The sequence below is a fragment of the Streptomyces sp. NPDC002619 genome (assembly GCF_042889305.1).
Taxonomy (GTDB): Bacteria; Actinomycetota; Actinomycetes; order Streptomycetales; family Streptomycetaceae; genus Streptomyces.
This window is the reverse complement of sequence record NZ_JBIAQV010000003.1, coordinates 188,231-202,809: the sequence shown is the minus strand read 5'-3', so window position 1 is coordinate 202,809 and position 14,579 is coordinate 188,231. Positions and strand designations below refer to the sequence as shown.

Annotated in this window: 15 protein-coding genes and 2 pseudogenes; 11 read left to right on the top strand and 6 right to left on the bottom strand. The window is 71.9% G+C overall.

Annotation, left to right across the window (positions count from 1 at the left end):
• Positions 1-88: 88 nt before the first annotated feature.
• From ACFYXB_RS08090 to ACFYXB_RS08080, 3 genes and pseudogenes are all read right to left on the bottom strand, one after another.
• The gene (locus tag ACFYXB_RS08090; RefSeq protein WP_389579028.1) at positions 89-355 is read right to left on the bottom strand and encodes a hypothetical protein; all 267 of its coding nucleotides are present in this window, start codon (positions 353-355) and stop codon (positions 89-91) included.
• A pseudogene (locus ACFYXB_RS08085) lies at positions 352-873 on the bottom strand (isocitrate lyase/phosphoenolpyruvate mutase family protein); the annotation flags it as partial. The gene ACFYXB_RS08090 and the pseudogene ACFYXB_RS08085, both read right to left, overlap by 4 nt.
• Positions 874-901: 28 nt before the next feature.
• Complete coding sequence (locus ACFYXB_RS08080; RefSeq protein WP_389579025.1) at positions 902-1,549, bottom strand: ThuA domain-containing protein; 648 nt, start codon at positions 1,547-1,549, stop codon at positions 902-904.
• Between the two features lie 152 nt (positions 1,550-1,701).
• Between ACFYXB_RS08080 and ACFYXB_RS08075 the strand changes: the two genes are divergently transcribed.
• Positions 1,702-1,908 (top strand): DUF5954 family protein, encoded by a 207-nt coding sequence (locus tag ACFYXB_RS08075; protein WP_389579022.1) that lies wholly within the window; start codon positions 1,702-1,704, stop codon positions 1,906-1,908.
• A gap of 199 nt (positions 1,909-2,107) precedes the next feature.
• Complete coding sequence (locus tag ACFYXB_RS08070) at positions 2,108-2,509, top strand: VOC family protein (RefSeq protein ID WP_389579019.1); 402 nt, start codon at positions 2,108-2,110, stop codon at positions 2,507-2,509.
• Here ACFYXB_RS08070 and ACFYXB_RS08065 read toward each other — a convergent pair.
• Together ACFYXB_RS08065 and ACFYXB_RS08060 are read right to left on the bottom strand one after the other, a co-directional pair.
• A complete protein-coding gene (locus tag ACFYXB_RS08065; protein ID WP_389579016.1) occupies positions 2,492-3,184 on the bottom strand; it encodes a helix-turn-helix domain-containing protein in 693 nt (230 codons plus the stop codon). The two genes, ACFYXB_RS08070 and ACFYXB_RS08065, sit on opposite strands and share 18 nt — an antisense overlap.
• Before the next feature lie 5 nt (positions 3,185-3,189).
• A pseudogene (locus ACFYXB_RS08060) lies at positions 3,190-4,124 on the bottom strand (AraC family transcriptional regulator).
• An 80-nt stretch (positions 4,125-4,204) separates the two neighbouring features.
• Between ACFYXB_RS08060 and ACFYXB_RS08055 the strand changes: the two are divergent.
• On the top strand, positions 4,205-5,041 hold the full coding sequence (locus ACFYXB_RS08055) for an NmrA family transcriptional regulator (protein WP_389579013.1): 837 nt from the start codon (positions 4,205-4,207) through the stop codon (positions 5,039-5,041).
• Between the two features lie 18 nt (positions 5,042-5,059).
• Here the strand turns inward: ACFYXB_RS08055 and ACFYXB_RS08050 are convergent, their stop codons facing one another.
• Positions 5,060-6,208, bottom strand: coding sequence for a YihY/virulence factor BrkB family protein (locus ACFYXB_RS08050; protein WP_389579011.1), 1,149 nt, complete (start codon positions 6,206-6,208; stop codon positions 5,060-5,062).
• 78 nt (positions 6,209-6,286) lie between these two features.
• Here ACFYXB_RS08050 and ACFYXB_RS08045 point away from each other — a divergent pair, with 78 nt between their 5' ends.
• The 8 genes from ACFYXB_RS08045 to ACFYXB_RS08010 all read left to right on the top strand — a co-directional run bounded on the left by ACFYXB_RS08045 (position 6,287) and on the right by ACFYXB_RS08010 (position 14,567).
• The gene (locus ACFYXB_RS08045; RefSeq protein WP_389579008.1) at positions 6,287-7,924 is read left to right on the top strand and encodes an acyl-CoA dehydrogenase family protein; all 1,638 of its coding nucleotides are present in this window, start codon (positions 6,287-6,289) and stop codon (positions 7,922-7,924) included.
• Between the two features lie 329 nt (positions 7,925-8,253).
• Complete coding sequence (locus tag ACFYXB_RS08040; protein WP_389579531.1) at positions 8,254-9,525, top strand: GAF domain-containing protein; 1,272 nt, start codon at positions 8,254-8,256, stop codon at positions 9,523-9,525.
• A 188-nt stretch (positions 9,526-9,713) separates the two neighbouring features.
• Positions 9,714-11,048: a hypothetical protein gene (locus ACFYXB_RS08035; protein ID WP_389579006.1), complete on the top strand. Its 1,335-nt coding sequence runs from the start codon at positions 9,714-9,716 to the stop codon at positions 11,046-11,048.
• Between the two features lie 17 nt (positions 11,049-11,065).
• Positions 11,066-11,638, top strand: coding sequence for a GNAT family N-acetyltransferase (locus ACFYXB_RS08030; protein ID WP_389579004.1), 573 nt, complete (start codon positions 11,066-11,068; stop codon positions 11,636-11,638).
• A 127-nt stretch (positions 11,639-11,765) separates the two neighbouring features.
• Positions 11,766-11,849 carry a putative leader peptide gene (locus ACFYXB_RS08025; protein ID WP_351348587.1) on the top strand — a complete coding sequence of 28 codons (84 nt, stop codon included), beginning with the start codon at positions 11,766-11,768 and terminating at the stop codon, positions 11,847-11,849.
• A 137-nt stretch (positions 11,850-11,986) separates the two neighbouring features.
• Positions 11,987-13,684, top strand: a complete 1,698-nt coding sequence (locus tag ACFYXB_RS08020) for a nitrite/sulfite reductase (protein ID WP_389579003.1) — start codon at positions 11,987-11,989, stop codon at positions 13,682-13,684.
• Complete coding sequence (locus ACFYXB_RS08015) at positions 13,681-13,860, top strand: hypothetical protein (protein ID WP_351348470.1); 180 nt, start codon at positions 13,681-13,683, stop codon at positions 13,858-13,860. Before ACFYXB_RS08020 ends, ACFYXB_RS08015 begins: the two co-directional genes overlap by 4 nt.
• Positions 13,857-14,567, top strand: coding sequence for a phosphoadenylyl-sulfate reductase (locus ACFYXB_RS08010; RefSeq protein ID WP_351348467.1), 711 nt, complete (start codon positions 13,857-13,859; stop codon positions 14,565-14,567). The genes ACFYXB_RS08015 and ACFYXB_RS08010 overlap by 4 nt, the downstream gene beginning before the upstream one ends.
• Positions 14,568-14,579: the final 12 nt, after the last annotated feature.

Sequence of the window (14,579 nt, the reverse complement as noted above, 5' to 3'; positions counted from 1 at the left end):
GGGCCGTTCGGCGTACGGCGCGCGGGCACAAGGGGCGTGGGGACGGGCGCCTCGCGTGAAGCACCCGGCCCTGGGCAGTACCCGCCGCTCAGTCCTCATCGTCCCGGCCGGCCGCTCGGTGCGCCCCGACCAGGGCCTCCACCGCGTCGACGGCGCTGCCGTCGTGGTCGCTGCCGGCCGTGCCCCTGCCGGTCCGGAGGTTGGCCATGCGGCCGACCTCGAGGATCGAGTCCGCCTGGGAGTTGTCGATGACGGTGATCAGGCTGCCGGCAGCGGCCGCGGGTGCGACGGTCGCCCCGAGGAGCGCCGCCGCGATCGCCGTGGCGGCCCGCAGCCGGGGTACGGCACGCGTCACACGCCCACGCCCACGGGCGCGCGCCTCTCCGGGGCGATGTTGCGCTCCAACAGGGTGGTGGACGCCTTGACGCCGACCCCGCTCGCGGCATCGAGTTCGGGCAACCCGCCGTCGGCGGCCCGCAGTTCGGTGAGCGCGGACTCCATCGCCTCGTGGGCGGCGAACAGGCACGGGGTGCTGTAGATCGCGACATCCACCCCCAGGATGGACAGTTCACCGAGGGACAGCCGGGGCGACTTGCCGCCGGCGATCTGGTTGAACAGCAGCGGCTTGTCCCCGACGACCTCGCGGATCCGGCGGATCCACGCCACGCTGCGTACCCCGTCGACGAGGACGACGTCCGCGTCGGTGGCGGCGAGCCGTTCGGCCCGGTGCAGGATGTCGTGCTCGTCGGTGGCGTCCGTACGGGCCACCACCAGGTCCTGACGGGTCGCCAGCACCTTCTCCAGCTTCTCCAGGTACTCCTCCAGCGGCAGCACCTGCTTGCCGTCCGCGTGCCCGCACCGGCGCGGCCGCTGGAGGAGCACCCGGTTCACCGGAGAAACGTCACTCGTTCCGGGCCACCCAGTCGATCCCACCGCGCAGATGAGCCAGGAAGTCCCCGTCGGTGTAGGCCTCGCGGGCATGTCCGAGGGCCGTGTAGAAGACCCGGCCCGCCGCGTGGTCGCGGCACCACGCCAGCGGGTGGTCGGTGCCCATTCCGCCACCTTCGTAGGAGGACTCGTCCGCGCGTACGAGCACCCGTACGGCTCCGCGCGGGTTGCTCCGGAAGTCGTACCACTCGTCCGTGAAGTCCCAGACGGCGGGCAGCTGCCGGGTGGCCGGATGGTCGCGGTCCTCGACGACGGCCTTGCCTGCCTGGAGGTGCGGGTGCCGATCGAAGCGGGCGCCGAGGAGTTCGCCGTAGTACGGCCAACCGTACTCGGTGCAGGCCGCCGCGTGCACCCCGGCGAAGCCGCCGCCCGACTCCACATACCCGGCGAGCCGCTCGCGCCCGGCGGGGCTCAGCACGTCGCCGCTGGTGGAGAGGAAGACGACGGCCGCGTAGCCCTCGAGGGGCTTTTCGAGGGCGGCGGGGTCCTCGGTGGCGTCCACGTCGAAGCCGTGGAACCCGCGTACGGCGGCGACGGCGTCGGGGATGGAATCGTGGCGGTAGTCGGTGGTGCGGGTGTACACGAGCAGCCGGGGTGCCATGGCAGAGGAGCCTATGCCGAGGGGCGGGACGTGCGAAGCGGCCCAACCACGCCACTTGTTGACTCGTCCGCTCCGCGTGAAAGCCCACCCTTCGCGACAATGCGTGCACGGCCGATGACTGACAGCAACAGATCGACGCGCTCCACGCGGAGTTGGTCCGCCGGAACGACCCGGCCGCCCGGGTGCGGGAGGCCGACGCGGTGGAGGCCTCGCTGCGCTGTCCCCGACTCGCGCTGCGCGGGCCGGTGTTCGGGATCGCGGCCCGGGATCCGGGCGAGGGCCGGCCGTGGCGGCTGGTGCTGCCGGTGTCGGACGGGATGACGCCGATGGCCCGGGACGGGCTGAACTCGTGTCTGTGATGCCGGGCCGAGGACGACACCGACGACCCTGCCGTACGCCGTGAACCGCTCGCCGCCCTCGGCACCGAACTGGACCTCTCCGAAGGGCCGGTGGGCTTCTCCTTCACCGTGGACACCGCCGACGGACCGGTGACCTTCGGCTGAGAGCGTGTCCGATTCGTTCAAGACCGGGGACGGGCACCCTGCCTACGGTGACGGTATGACTCCACGATTCGCCCTGATCGGTGTGGTGGCCTCCGACATGGCCGCCTCGCTGGCCTTCTACCGTCGCCTCGGACTCGTCTTTCCCGAGGGTGCCGAGGAACTGCCGCATGCCGATGCCGAGTTGCCCGGCGGTCTGACCTTCGCCCTGGACGCCGAGGAGACCATCCGCTCCTTCCACTCCGCGTGGCAGCCACCGGCCGGCGGCGGCCGCGTCGCAATCGCCTTCCGGTGCGGATCGCCCGCGAAGGTGGACGCCCTGTACGAGGACCTGGTGAGTGCCGGGTATCACGGGGAGCTGAAGCCGTGGGACGCCTTCTGGGGGCAGCGGTACGCCACGGTGCTCGATCCCGACGGCAACGGCGTCGATCTGTTCGCGCCGCTATCGGCCGCCGAGTAGCTCGCCCAGCGTCCGTCCCGCCAACTCTCTTACGTCCCGGGCCAGGTGGGGCTGGTCCGCGTAGCCGGCGCGGGCGGCGGTCTCCGCGAGGGAAACGCCGGCGCCGGCGAGTGTGAGCGCGCGTTGCATGCGCAGGATCCGGGCCAGGGTCTTGGGGCCGTAGCCGAAGGCGGTCAGGCAACGGCGATGCAACTGGCGGGCGCCGAGGCCTAGTTCGTCGGCGGTGGCGGCCACCGGGCGGCCCGCGTCCAGGGCCGCGACCAATCGGCGCAGGGCGGGGTCGGGGGCCGGTGACCGTTCCAGCGCGATCTCCTCCAGGGCCGTCGCCGGGTCTGCCGCGGCCGCCACGCGTCCGCCGAGGCGTCGTACCTCCGCGGCGGGCCACAGATCGGCCAACTCCACGCGCCGGTCGCGCAGTTCGTGCGCCGGTACGCCCAGGGCGGCCGGGGCCGTGCCGGGGTGGAAGCGGACGCCCGCCCAGCGGCACGGTGGGCCGCCGGGGACGTGCGCGCGCGTGTCCGGGCCCGCGACCAGCAGCCGTCCCTCGCTCCACAGCAGGTCCATGCAGCCGTCGGGCAGGACGAGTACGGGCCGGGCGCTGGGGTTCGCGGGGTTCTCCGGCGTACGGCGCCACACCACGGCACCGCTCAGCCTCGACGCCCGCTCCTCGTACACGTACGTCAGGCTACGCGGGTGCGGTGGTCCTGGGGGCTGACGCCGTAGACGCGTTGAAGGCGCTGGACAGGGCGAAGGCGCTGCCGTAGCCGACCTGACGGGCGATCGCGGCGATGGTGTCGTCGGTGTCGCGCAGGCGGTCGGCGGCCAGGGCGAGGCGCCAGCCGGTGAGGTAGGACATCGGGGGCTCGCCGACCAGGTCCGTGAAGCGGCGGGCCAGCGCCGCGCGCGACACCCCGGCCTTGGCGGCGAGGGAGGCCACCGTCCAGGGGTGGGCCGGGTCGTCCTGGAGGAGGCGCAGGACGCGGCCGACGACCGGGTCGGCGAGCGCCCGGTACCAGGCGGGAGCCGCGGCCTCGGGGCGGGAGAACCAGGCCCGGAGCGCGGCGATGACCAACAGGTCGAGGAGGCGGTCGAGGACGACTTCCTGGCCGGGGGCCTCGCGGGTGATCTCCTCCGTGAGGAAGGGGGTGAGCGGGCAGGGCCACTCGTCGCGGGTGAGGGTGAGCAGCGGTGGCAGCGCGTCCAGCAGCCGGCCGCTGATCTCGCCCCGCATGAGGTAGGTGCCGATCAGCATGACCGCGGCCCCGTCCGGGCGGTCGCCCCAGGTGCGGACTCCCAGGTCCATGGAGCCCTTCAGGGACGTACCGTCGGGATAGCGGCACTCGCCGCCGGGCAGGATGAGCGCCTGCGGGGGTGTGCCGGGGTCGTCGGCGCAGGCGTACGGGTCCGGGCCGCGCGCGATGGCCAGGTCGCCCTCCTGCAGCCGTACGGGTTCACCGGCGTCCGGCGTGATCCAGGCGTCGCCGCGGACCGCCAGCATCACGGTGAGCGGGGCGCGGTCCTCCACCCGTACGGCCCAGGGCGGGTCGAAGCACGCCCTGATCATGAAGGCGCCACGTGCGCGTGGGCCCTCCAGGAGGCCTGCGAGTGGGTCCATGGGGCCAGCGTAGACGCGCGCTTATGGGAACGAGCCGTTCAGCGATGGTCCCTTGCCGGGTGCGGCAGTTGACTGGGGCCATGACACGGAACACGCAGAACATGACGGTGGTGGTGACGGGTGCGTCCGGGCGTACGGGGAGCCGGGTGGCCGAGTCCGCGCATGCCGCCGGGCTGACGGTCCGGGCGGCCTCACGGGCGCAGGGCTTCGACTGGCGGGACCGGTCGACGTGGGCGCCGACGCTGCGCGGCGCCGACGCGGCGTATCTGGTGTACCCGTCGGACGTGGGCGCGCCGGAGGCGGCGCGGGCGGTGGGGCTGCTGGCGCACGAGGCGGTGGGGCTCGGTGTACGGCGCCTTGTGCTGCTCTCGTCGCGGGGCGAGGAGCTTGCGCGGCCCACGGAGGAGGCGTTGCGGGAGTCAGCAGCGGACTGGACGGTCGTACGGGCCGCGTGGTTCGCGCAGAACTTCAGCGAGGGGCCGCTGGTGGAGGAGCTGCGGGAGTGCGGGGAGCTGGTGTTCCCGGGCGGTGAGGTGGGCGAGCCGTTCGTGGACGTGCGGGACATCGCGGACGTGGTGGTGGCGGTGCTCACGGCGGGCGACCGGTACACCAGGCAGGCACTCGCCGTCTCGGGGCCGCGGCTGCTGACGTTCCGCGAGGCGGTCGCGGAGATCGCGGCGGCGACGGGGCGTCCGATGACGTACCGGCCGGTGTCGGCGCCCGAGTACGGCGAGCGGCTGACCGGCTTCGGCGTGCCGCCCGAGGAGGCCGGCTTTCTGGTCGACCTGTTCGAGTCCCTGCTCGACGGCCGCAACGCGTACCTGTCGGACGGGGTCCAGCAGGTCCTGGGCCGCGAGCCGCGCGACTTCACCGAGTACGCCCGGGAGGCGGCGGCAGGGGGCGCGTGGAAGCAGTGACGGGGATGCCCGGGTCGGCTACTTCTTCTGCGGCTTCGGGTCCGGCGGAGTCTTGTGGGAGTGCGACTTCACGTGGGTGCGCAGGCGGGCCGTCACGTCCTCCGGGGGGAGGAAGCGGGACCAACGTTCGGGGAACTCGGACGGCATGTCCGGGTCGTCGGGGTCCTGGTCGCGTGCCGCGGCCGCGCGGGCGACGTACTCGGCGACCTGGGCCTCCCGCAGCCGCTCGTTGGCCGCACGCGCCGCCGAGGTCGCCGCGGCCGGCCAGACGCGGTCGATCGCGGCGTTGACCGCGGCGCCGACCAGCACCGCGAACGCCGACACACCGATCCACAGCAGCACCGCCACCGCCGCCGCCAGTGAGCCGTAGATCGTCGCGCCCTCGATGGTGTTCGTCAGGTAGATGCGCAGCAGGAAGCTGCCGAGGACCCACATGGCGAGCGCGACCAGGGCGCCGGGCACGTCCTCGATCCACGGGGAACGCACGGGAACCGACACGTGGTACAGCGTCGTCAGGAACACGATCGACAGGACGATGACGACCGGCCAGTACAGGACCTGCACCAGCGTCTCCGACCAGGGCAGGAACCGCACCACCGCGTCCGGCCCCGCGACCATCAGCGGCAGCGCGACGGAGCCGATCAGCAGCGCCGCGACGAACAGCAGGAACGACACCACTCGCGTCTTGACGATGCCCCGGACGCCGTCGAGGCCGTACATCACGGTGATCGTGTCTATGAAGACGTTCACCGCGCGGGAACCCGACCACAGGGCGAACAGGAAACCGATGGAGATGACGTCGGGCCGGCCGCCCTTCATCACGTCGTGCAGGATCGGCTCGGCGATCTCCCTGACGCCCCTGTCGGACAGGACGGTGCGGGACGCCTCCAGGAGGTTGTTCTCCAGGCTGTGGATGGTGTCGGCGCCGGTCCAGTCGTCCACGTAGCCGAGCAGCCCGATCAGGCTCAGCAGCAGCGGCGGAACCGACAGCAGCGTGAAGAACGCCGCCTCGGCCGCGAGGCCGAGGATGCGGTACTCCAGGCACGAGTTGACGGTGTCCTTGACCAGCAGCCAGGCGGTCCTGCGCTTGGATACGTTCCGGTAGAGGACACGTGCCCGGTGGAGGCGCCCTGCGGGCCGCTGGGGGGGTTCACTTGCTGACTGCACGATCCAACGGTATCCGCCGCGCCGCGCCCTATTCACCCTGGTGACCATTGGCGACGTCCGGACGGTAGGTTCGCACACATGGCAGGCACGACCACCCACACCGTGACGAACCAGCCACCGCCGCTGGTCGGGTACGACGTGTTCACCTCCGACCGGGCCCTCGTCGAGGCCGTCGAGCGGCACACCGCCCCCGGTCTGCTCGACGAGGTGCGCGACGAGCTGTCGGTGCTCGGCCGGTCCGCCGGTTCCGCGCAGGTGCAGGAGTGGGGGGTGCAGGCCAACGAGAACCCGCCCCGGCTGCGCACGCACGACCGCTACGGCCATCGGATCGACGAGGTCGACTTCCATCCGGCCTGGCACCGGCTGCTCGGCAAGGGGATCTCGGCGGGCCTGACCACGGCCTGGGTCCGCCCGGCCGGGCATGTGCGGCGGGCGGCCGGGTTCCTGGTGTGGACGCAGGCCGAGGCCGGCAGCGGATGCCCGCTGTCCATGACCCACGCGGCCGTGCCCGCGCTGCGCACCGACCCCGCCCTCGCCGCCGAGTGGGAGCCGCGGCTGACGTCCACGGTCTACGACCGCGAGCTGCGGCCCGCGCAGCTGAAGGTCGGCGCGGTCTTCGGGATGGGCATGACCGAGAAGCAGGGCGGCAGCGACGTACGGGCGAACACGACCGCAGCGCAGCCGCTCGCCGAGGACGGGACGTACGAGCTGACCGGACACAAGTGGTTCTGCTCGGCACCCATGTCGGACGGGTTTCTCGTGCTCGCCCAGGCCCCCGAGGGGCTGACCTGTTTCCTCGTCCCGCGCGTCCTCGCTGACGGCACGCGCAACACGTTTCTCCTTCAGCGGCTCAAGGACAAGCTGGGCAACCGGTCGAACGCGTCGAGCGAGGTCGAGTTCGACGGGACCTGGGCGCGCCGGGTGGGTGAGGAGGGGCGCGGGGTGCGGACCATCATCGAGATGGTCGCGGCGACCCGGCTCGACTGTGTGCTCGGCTCGGCGGGGCTGATGCGGCAGGCGGTGGCGCAGGCGGTGCACCACTGCACCTATCGGGAGGCGTTCGGCGGCAGGCTGCTCGACAAGCCGCTGATGCGCAACGTGCTGGCCGACCTCGCCCTGGAGTCGGAGGCCGCGACGACGCTCGCGCTGCGGCTGGCCGCCGCCTACGACGACGGGAGCGAGCAGGAGCGGGCGCTGCTGCGGCTCGCGGTGCCGACCGCCAAGTACTGGGTGACCAAACGGTGTACGCCGGTGACAGTGGAGGCCGCCGAGTGCCTGGGCGGCAACGGCTACGTCGAGGAGTCGGGGCTGCCCCGGCTGGTGCGCGAGTCGCCGCTCAACTCCGTGTGGGAGGGCGCCGGTAATGTCCAGGCGCTCGACGTACTGCGGGCGTTGCAACGGGAGCCGCAAGCACTGAACGCATTCCTCCTGGAGGTCGGCCGGGCGCGCGGCGCCGATCACCGGCTGGACGCGGCGGTCAAGCAACTGTTGGCCGAACTCGGTGACTTGGAAGGTGTCGAGGGACGTGCCCGGCGGCTGGTGGAACGTATGGCGCTGGTGCACCAGGGGTCGCTGCTGGTGCGGTTCGCGCCGCCGGAGGTCGCCGACGCCTTCTGCGGTTCGCGGCTGGGCGGCGAATGGGGCTCGGCGTTCGGAACGCTGCCGTACACCACGGCGCTGGCTTCGGTGGTGGAGCGGGCCCGTCCGGTGTCCTGACCTGCGGACGGAGGTTCCGGCCCAGGTCGCGCGGTGGAATGTCGCGGGGGTGGTGCTGCGCCGACACGGCACCACCCCCGCCTGCGGGCCAGTACGAGACCCGGAACGCCGCTCTCGGCGGCGTTGCTCAAGTTTCAGACACCCTCTGGCCGTTCACCAGGGTTGCAAGGGGTTGCAACTTGTTGGCATCAATGAGTGGAGTGGATGCCTCCGGCGCTGGAGAGCGGCAGTATGAGACCGAATGGTCGGATCGGAAACCGCCGCCCGGACGACTTCACGAACAAGAATGCGTTGCACTCCGGGAGGGAACCCCTGTGGCGAACCCGCCGATGAACGTCGCGCAACTCGCCGCCGTGGACGCGGCGCAGGCCGCGCGGCTGCTCAGCGAGGTGCGCGAGGCCACGCTCGCGGGACAGCGTGCGCGGATCGCGCCGCGCCCGGTGATCGAACAGTCCTGGGGGCGCGTGCTGCGCAGCGGCGTCGACCCGGACCGGGACAACAGCCCCGGGGTGCTCGGCCTCGACGAGGTGCTGCGCAGACGGGAGGAGTCGCCGCTGCGGGATGTGCTGCCGGTGTTGCGGGAGGGGCTGCTCTCGGTCGCGGACGTCACCCACATCATGGTCGTCGCGGACGCGGAGGGGCGGGTGCTGTGGCGCGAGGGCTGTTCTCCCGTGCTGCGCAAGGCCGACGGCCTCGGCTTCGAGCCCGGCGCGGACTGGCGGGAGGACACCGTCGGCACCAACGGGGTGGGCACGGTGGCGGCGGTACGGCGGCCCGTCCAGGTCTTCGCCGGGGAACACTTCGTGCGCTCGCACACCTCGTGGACGTGCACGGGCGCCCCGATCACCGACCCGCGCGACGGCCGGCTGCTCGGCGTGGTGGACATCAGCGGCCCGCTGGAGACGATGCATCCGGCGACCCTGGCCTGGGTCGACTCGGTGGCCAAGCTCGCCGAGGCACGACTGCGGGAGTTGCACCAGACCTCGCTGGAGCGGTTGCGTGCCGTCGCGGCCCCGGTCCTGGCCCGGATCGACGAGCGGGCCCTGGTGGTGGACGGATCCGGCTGGACCGCGGCGATCACGGGGATGCCGTACGCACCGCGCGTTGCACTCCCCAAGTCGCTCGCCCCCGGGCTGCGCTGGCTGCCGACGCTGGGGCTGTGCTCGGTGGAGCCGCTCGCGGAGGGCTGGCTGGTGCGCGCGGTGCCCGAACCGCCGGCGTCCGGGGCGACCTGTGTCGTCCTCGATCTGGCGCACCCGCGGCACTGGTCGGTGGGGGTGTCGGGCGGCGCCGGTTCCTGGTCGCGCGAACTGAGCCCGAGGCACGCCGAGTTGCTCTGTCTGCTCGCCGTCCACCGCTCGGGGCGCAGCGCGGCGGGGCTGGCCGGGGACATGTTCGGCGACCCGTCCCGCACGGTGACGGTGCGCGCGGAGATGTCGCGGGTACGGCGGTACTTGGGAGCGCTCCTCGAACACCGGCCGTATCGTTTCTGCGAGGACGTGGACGTCGAGGTGCTGCTGCCCGACGAACCGCGTGACCTGCTTCCGCACTCCATGGCACCGGCGGTGACGGACGCCCGGGCGAGCGGGCGCATGCCCTGAAAGGGTACGGCCTCTGGCATATTCCGCACATCCGATTCGGCCCAACGGGACCCAATCTTCCACATATTTGCGGGGTCTTCGGCCGGGGCCGCCCAAGACTGCCGTAGCATCCCGGTACGGGCCTGCCCACCTGCTCCTCGGCCAACGCAAGTACCACCAGGCGCAGTTGGCCCGTGTTGGGAGGAAGCATGAAGCATCGCGGCAGACATCGCCGGCGCAAACGTGGCCAGGTGCTGCGCGCGGTCCTGGCCGGGGCCGCACTCGCGCTCACCGCGGCCGCCACCATGATCAGCGCCTCGCAGGCCACGGTCGCCGACGACCCCGGCGCCCTGAAGCCGCTCACCTCCTCCGCCGCGATGGGCGAACTGCGGCTCCAGGAGCGCCTGGTGCCGCCGGGCACGCTGGGGCGCCTGGCGCGGGCGATGGGCCGTCCGGTCGGTGTCGGCACCGTCCTGAAGAGCGCCGACCGCACCCTGCGATCCGGCGTCGGCTGTGCCTCCGCCGACCACGAGTCGCTGCCCGTGGCGCCGGAGGCCGCGCGGGCGTACTGCTGGGACCCGGCCGACACCGTCACGCCGGACTGGCAGCCGGCCTCGGCGACCACGTCCGGGGACGCGGACGACGACGGCCTGTGGGGCGCGAACCGCGTGATCCTCGCGGGCTGGAGCCACAGCACGACGACCGGGCCCACCGCCGAACGGGGCCTGGCCCGCGTCGCCTTCGTCGACGCCGCCGACCCCGTCCGCCCCGCCTACCGCTGGGCCCTCTTGGTGGTCCCCACCGAGGGCGGCCGTGACTACCGCGGCCTCGTCTCGCACGTCTCCGGCATGGTCTGGTACCAGGACAAGCTGCTGGTCACCACGACGACCGGGACCGCGGACGCGCTGTACGTGTACGACCTGAACCGCATCCAGCGCACGACGGTCGACAGCCCGGCGATCGGCCGGGTGCCCGGCGGCTGGTCGGCCGACGGCTACGGCTATGTGATGCCCGCTGTCGGCACGTACCGCTTCTCGGCCTCAGCGTGCGGCGCCTCCGGCTCCCCCTGTCCGGGCAGCATCTCCCTGGACCGCAGCACGGCGCCCGACAGTCTGGTCCTCGGCGAGTGGACCCCGGCCGACAGCGACCGGCGCGCGCGCCTGTGGCGCTACTCGTTCAGCTCGGCACCCGGGCGCGGCGGTCTGCTCGCCACGGACGTGCGCGGGCGGGCGAGCGCGGTCGAGGCGTATGAGACGCGGGCGGCCGGGATCCGGGGCGTGCTCTCGTACCGCCCGGCCGGCGCGACCCGCTCCGACTGGTACGTCGGACAGCTGCCGAACACGACGGCCGGGCCCGGCATTCTGTGGCGCCAGAACACGAAGGGCACCCGGGCGGCCCGCTGCGGCTCGGACGAGACACAGCGCTGCTGGGCGGAGGGCACCGGCTCCCTGTCGTACTGGCAGGAGACCGGGGCGGTCTGGTCGGTCACGGACCGGATGCTGTTCTCGGTCCCGCTGCGCTCGATCGACAGGTCGCTGGGGTAGATGATTCCCTGGCGTCCATGAGCGCCCTCACCGTCACCACCTGGTCCCTGGAGCAGACGTCCCCGACCGACCTGCTGCCCGCCACCGCCCCCGAGGGCGACGTCCGGATCGTCCGCTCCGAGGTCCCCTCCCCCGAGTTCAGCCGCTTCCTCTACGCCTCGGTCGGCGGTGACATCCGCTGGACCGACCGGCTCGGCTGGAGCTACGCGCGCTGGCGGGAGCACCTGGACCGGCCCGGCGTCGAGACCTGGGTCGCGCTCGACCGGGGCACACCCGCGGGGTACGTGGAGGTGGAACCGCAGGACGACGGAGTCGTGGAGATCGTCTACTTCGGGCTGATCCCGGCCTTCCGCGGGCGGCGGATCGGCGGTCATCTGCTGGCGTACGGCGCCGCCCGCGCCTGGGACCTCGCGGACCGCTGGCCGGGGCTTGCGGAGACGAAGCGCGTATGGCTGCATACATGCAGCAAGGACGGCGAGCACGCGATGGACAACTACCTGCGGCGCGGCTTCAAGCTCTTCGACACCGAGGTCGAGGAGGAGGCGGCGGCGCCCACGCCCGGTCCCTGGCCGGGGGCGTACACCGCCTGACCTGCACGGACACAACCGCTTTCGAATGCTGTGACCGAGGCCACGCCTGTCTCACATTGCGGGACAAGGATGTCCGCATCATGGACGAAGCTGGACTGAGTCCAGAACGCCGTGACACGCTGCCGTCATGTCTGGAACTGGAATTGCCTTGGTGAGTCGGCGGCACGTCGACCTCGGCCGCATGTCCAGCGCCATCTGTCCGGCGATCTGACGCTGTCCGCAGTGGCCCTGGGCCACACCGGCACCGCCGAACCTCCCGCAACCGCCTCATTCTGCGCAATGCCGCGCACGTATGCCCGCACGCGCAGGTCAGTGCTGCTTCCGCCTGTCCCGAAGGACGTATCAACCATGGCCGCCACCCCGCAGAACCCTGCCGCCTCCGCGCCCCGCCGCAAGGTGAGTCGTCACCGCGGCGAGGGTCAGTGGGCCGCGGGACACTTCACCCCGCTGAACGGCAACGAGCAGTTCAAGAAGGACGATGACGGTCTCAATGTGCGGACACGCATTGAGACGATCTACTCCAAGCGCGGCTTCGACTCGATCGACCCCAACGATCTGCGCGGCCGTATGCGCTGGTGGGGGCTGTACACCCAGCGCAAGCCCGGGATCGACGGCGGCAAGACCGCGATCCTGGAGCCGGAGGAGCTGGACGACAAGTACTTCATGCTGCGGGTGCGCATCGACGGCGGCCGGCTCACCACACGGCAGCTGCGGGTGATCGGCGAGATCTCACAGGAGTTCGCGCGCGGCACGGCCGACGTCACCGACCGGCAGAACATCCAGCTGCACTGGATCCGGATCGAGGACGTGCCCGAGATCTGGAACCGTCTCGAGGCGGTCGGGCTGTCCACGACCGAGGCCTGCGGTGACACGCCCCGCGTGATCCTCGGCTCGCCCGTCGCCGGCATCGCCGCGGACGAGATCATCGACGGCACCCCGGCCGTCGACGAGGTCCACCGCCGGATCATCGGCAACAAGGACTTCTCCAACCTGCCCCGCAAGTTCAAGTCCGCGATCTCCGGCTCGCCGCTGCTCGACGTGGCGCACGAGATCAACGACATCGCCTTCGTCGGTGTGGACCACCCCGAGCACGGACCCGGCTTCGACCTGTGGGTCGGCGGCGGTCTGTCCACCAACCCGAAGATCGGCGTACGGCTCGGCGCCTGGGTCCCGCTGGACGAGGTGCCCGACGTCTACGAGGGCGTCATCTCGATCTTCCGCGACTACGGCTACCGGCGGCTGCGTACGAGGGCCCGCCTGAAGTTCCTGGTCGCCGACTGGGGCGCGGAGAAGTTCCGGCAGGTGCTGGAGAACGAGTACCTGCAGCGGAAGCTCGTCGACGGTCCCGCGCCCGCCCAGCCCGTGGAGCGCTGGCGCGACCACGTCGGTGTGCACCGGCAGCAGGACGGACGGTTCTACGTCGGTTTCGCGCCGCGCGTCGGCCGCGTCGACGGCACCACGCTGGCGAAGATCGCCGACCTGGCGGAGGCCCACGGCTCGGGCCGGGTGCGCACGACCGTCGAACAGAAGATGATCGTGCTCGATGTAGAGGATGATCGGGTCGACTCGCTGGTCGAGGGCTTGGAGTCGCTGGACCTCACGGTCAACCCCTCCCCGTTCCGGCGCGGCACGATGGCCTGCACCGGCATCGAGTACTGCAAGCTCGCCATCGTCGAGACCAAGGCGCGCGGCGCCTCGCTGATCGACGAACTCGAGCGCCGCATCCCGGAGTTCGACGAGCCGATCACCATCAACCTCAACGGCTGCCCGAACGCCTGCGCCCGTATCCAGGTGGCGGACATCGGTCTCAAGGGTCAGCTGGTGCTGAACGAGAACGGCGAGCAGGTCGAGGGCTTCCAGGTCCACCTCGGTGGCGCGCTGGGTCTGGAGGCCGGTTTCGGCCGCAAGGTCCGTGGCCTGAAGGTGACTTCGGAGGAGCTGCCGGACTACGTCGAGCGCGTGCTCAAGCGGTTCCAGGCGGAGCGCGAGGACGGCGAGCGGTTCGCCACCTGGGCGGCACGGGCTTCCGAGGAGGCGCTGTCGTGAGCGAGCGGGCCGCCCCCTTCTACTGCCCCTACTGCGGCGACGAGGACCTGCGTCCGAACGAGCAGGGCCACGGCGCCTGGGAATGCGCGGCGTGCAGCCGCGCATTCCAGCTGAAGTTCCTCGGGCTGCTGGCCCGGGGCGTTCAGCGGACGGACAACGGAGGGGACGAGATATGACCACCGTTCAGGAAGCGCGTACGGACGACGAGTTGAAGGCGCTGGCCGAGCAGGCGGGCCGCGACCTCGAGGACGCCTCCGCCCTGGAGATCCTTCAGTGGGCGGCGGACACCTTCGGCAAGGACTTCTGCGTGACCTCCTCGATGGAGGACGCGGTGGTCTCCCATCTGGCGTCCCGTGTCCTGAAGGGCGTGGACGTCGTCTTCCTCGACACCGGCTACCACTTCCCCGAGACCATCGGCACCCGGGACGCGGTCGAGGCCGTGATGGACGTCAACGTCATCACACTCACGCCGCGCCAGACGGTCGCCGAGCAGGACGCGGAGTACGGCCCGAAGCTGCACGACCGCGACCCCGACCTGTGCTGCAAGCTGCGCAAGGTCCAGCCCCTCGAGGAGGGCCTCAAGAGCTACCGGGCCTGGGCGACGGGCCTGCGCCGCGACGAGTCGCCGACCCGGGCGAACACCCCGGTCGTCGGCTGGGACGAGAAGCGCCGCAAGGTCAAGATCTCCCCGATCGCCCGCTGGACTCAGGACGACGTGGACGCCTACATCGCCGAACACGGCGTACTGACGAACCCGTTGCTGATGGACGGCTACGCCTCCGTCGGCTGCGCCCCCTGCACCCGCCGGGTGCTGGAGGGCGAGGACGCGCGCGCCGGCCGCTGGGCCGGGCGCGCGAAGACCGAGTGCGGGCTGCACGGATGAGTACGGCCGACG

Excerpts from the sequence above, each read along its gene's own strand:
- ACFYXB_RS08080 (WP_389579025.1), bottom strand. The coding sequence starts at position 1,549 with ATGGCACCCCGGCTGCTCGTGTACACCCGCACCACCGACTACCGCCAC.
- ACFYXB_RS08070 (WP_389579019.1), top strand. The coding sequence starts at position 2,108 with ATGACTCCACGATTCGCCCTGATCGGTGTGGTGGCCTCCGACATGGCC.
- ACFYXB_RS08055 (WP_389579013.1), top strand. The coding sequence starts at position 4,205 with ATGACACGGAACACGCAGAACATGACGGTGGTGGTGACGGGTGCGTCC.
- ACFYXB_RS08045 (WP_389579008.1), top strand. The coding sequence starts at position 6,287 with ATGGCAGGCACGACCACCCACACCGTGACGAACCAGCCACCGCCGCTG.
- ACFYXB_RS08040 (WP_389579531.1), top strand. The coding sequence starts at position 8,254 with ATGAACGTCGCGCAACTCGCCGCCGTGGACGCGGCGCAGGCCGCGCGG.
- ACFYXB_RS08035 (WP_389579006.1), top strand. The coding sequence starts at position 9,714 with ATGAAGCATCGCGGCAGACATCGCCGGCGCAAACGTGGCCAGGTGCTG.
- ACFYXB_RS08030 (WP_389579004.1), top strand. The coding sequence starts at position 11,066 with ATGAGCGCCCTCACCGTCACCACCTGGTCCCTGGAGCAGACGTCCCCG.
- ACFYXB_RS08025 (WP_351348587.1), top strand. The coding sequence starts at position 11,766 with ATGTCTGGAACTGGAATTGCCTTGGTGAGTCGGCGGCACGTCGACCTC.
- ACFYXB_RS08020 (WP_389579003.1), top strand. The coding sequence starts at position 11,987 with ATGGCCGCCACCCCGCAGAACCCTGCCGCCTCCGCGCCCCGCCGCAAG.
- ACFYXB_RS08010 (WP_351348467.1), top strand. The coding sequence starts at position 13,857 with ATGACCACCGTTCAGGAAGCGCGTACGGACGACGAGTTGAAGGCGCTG.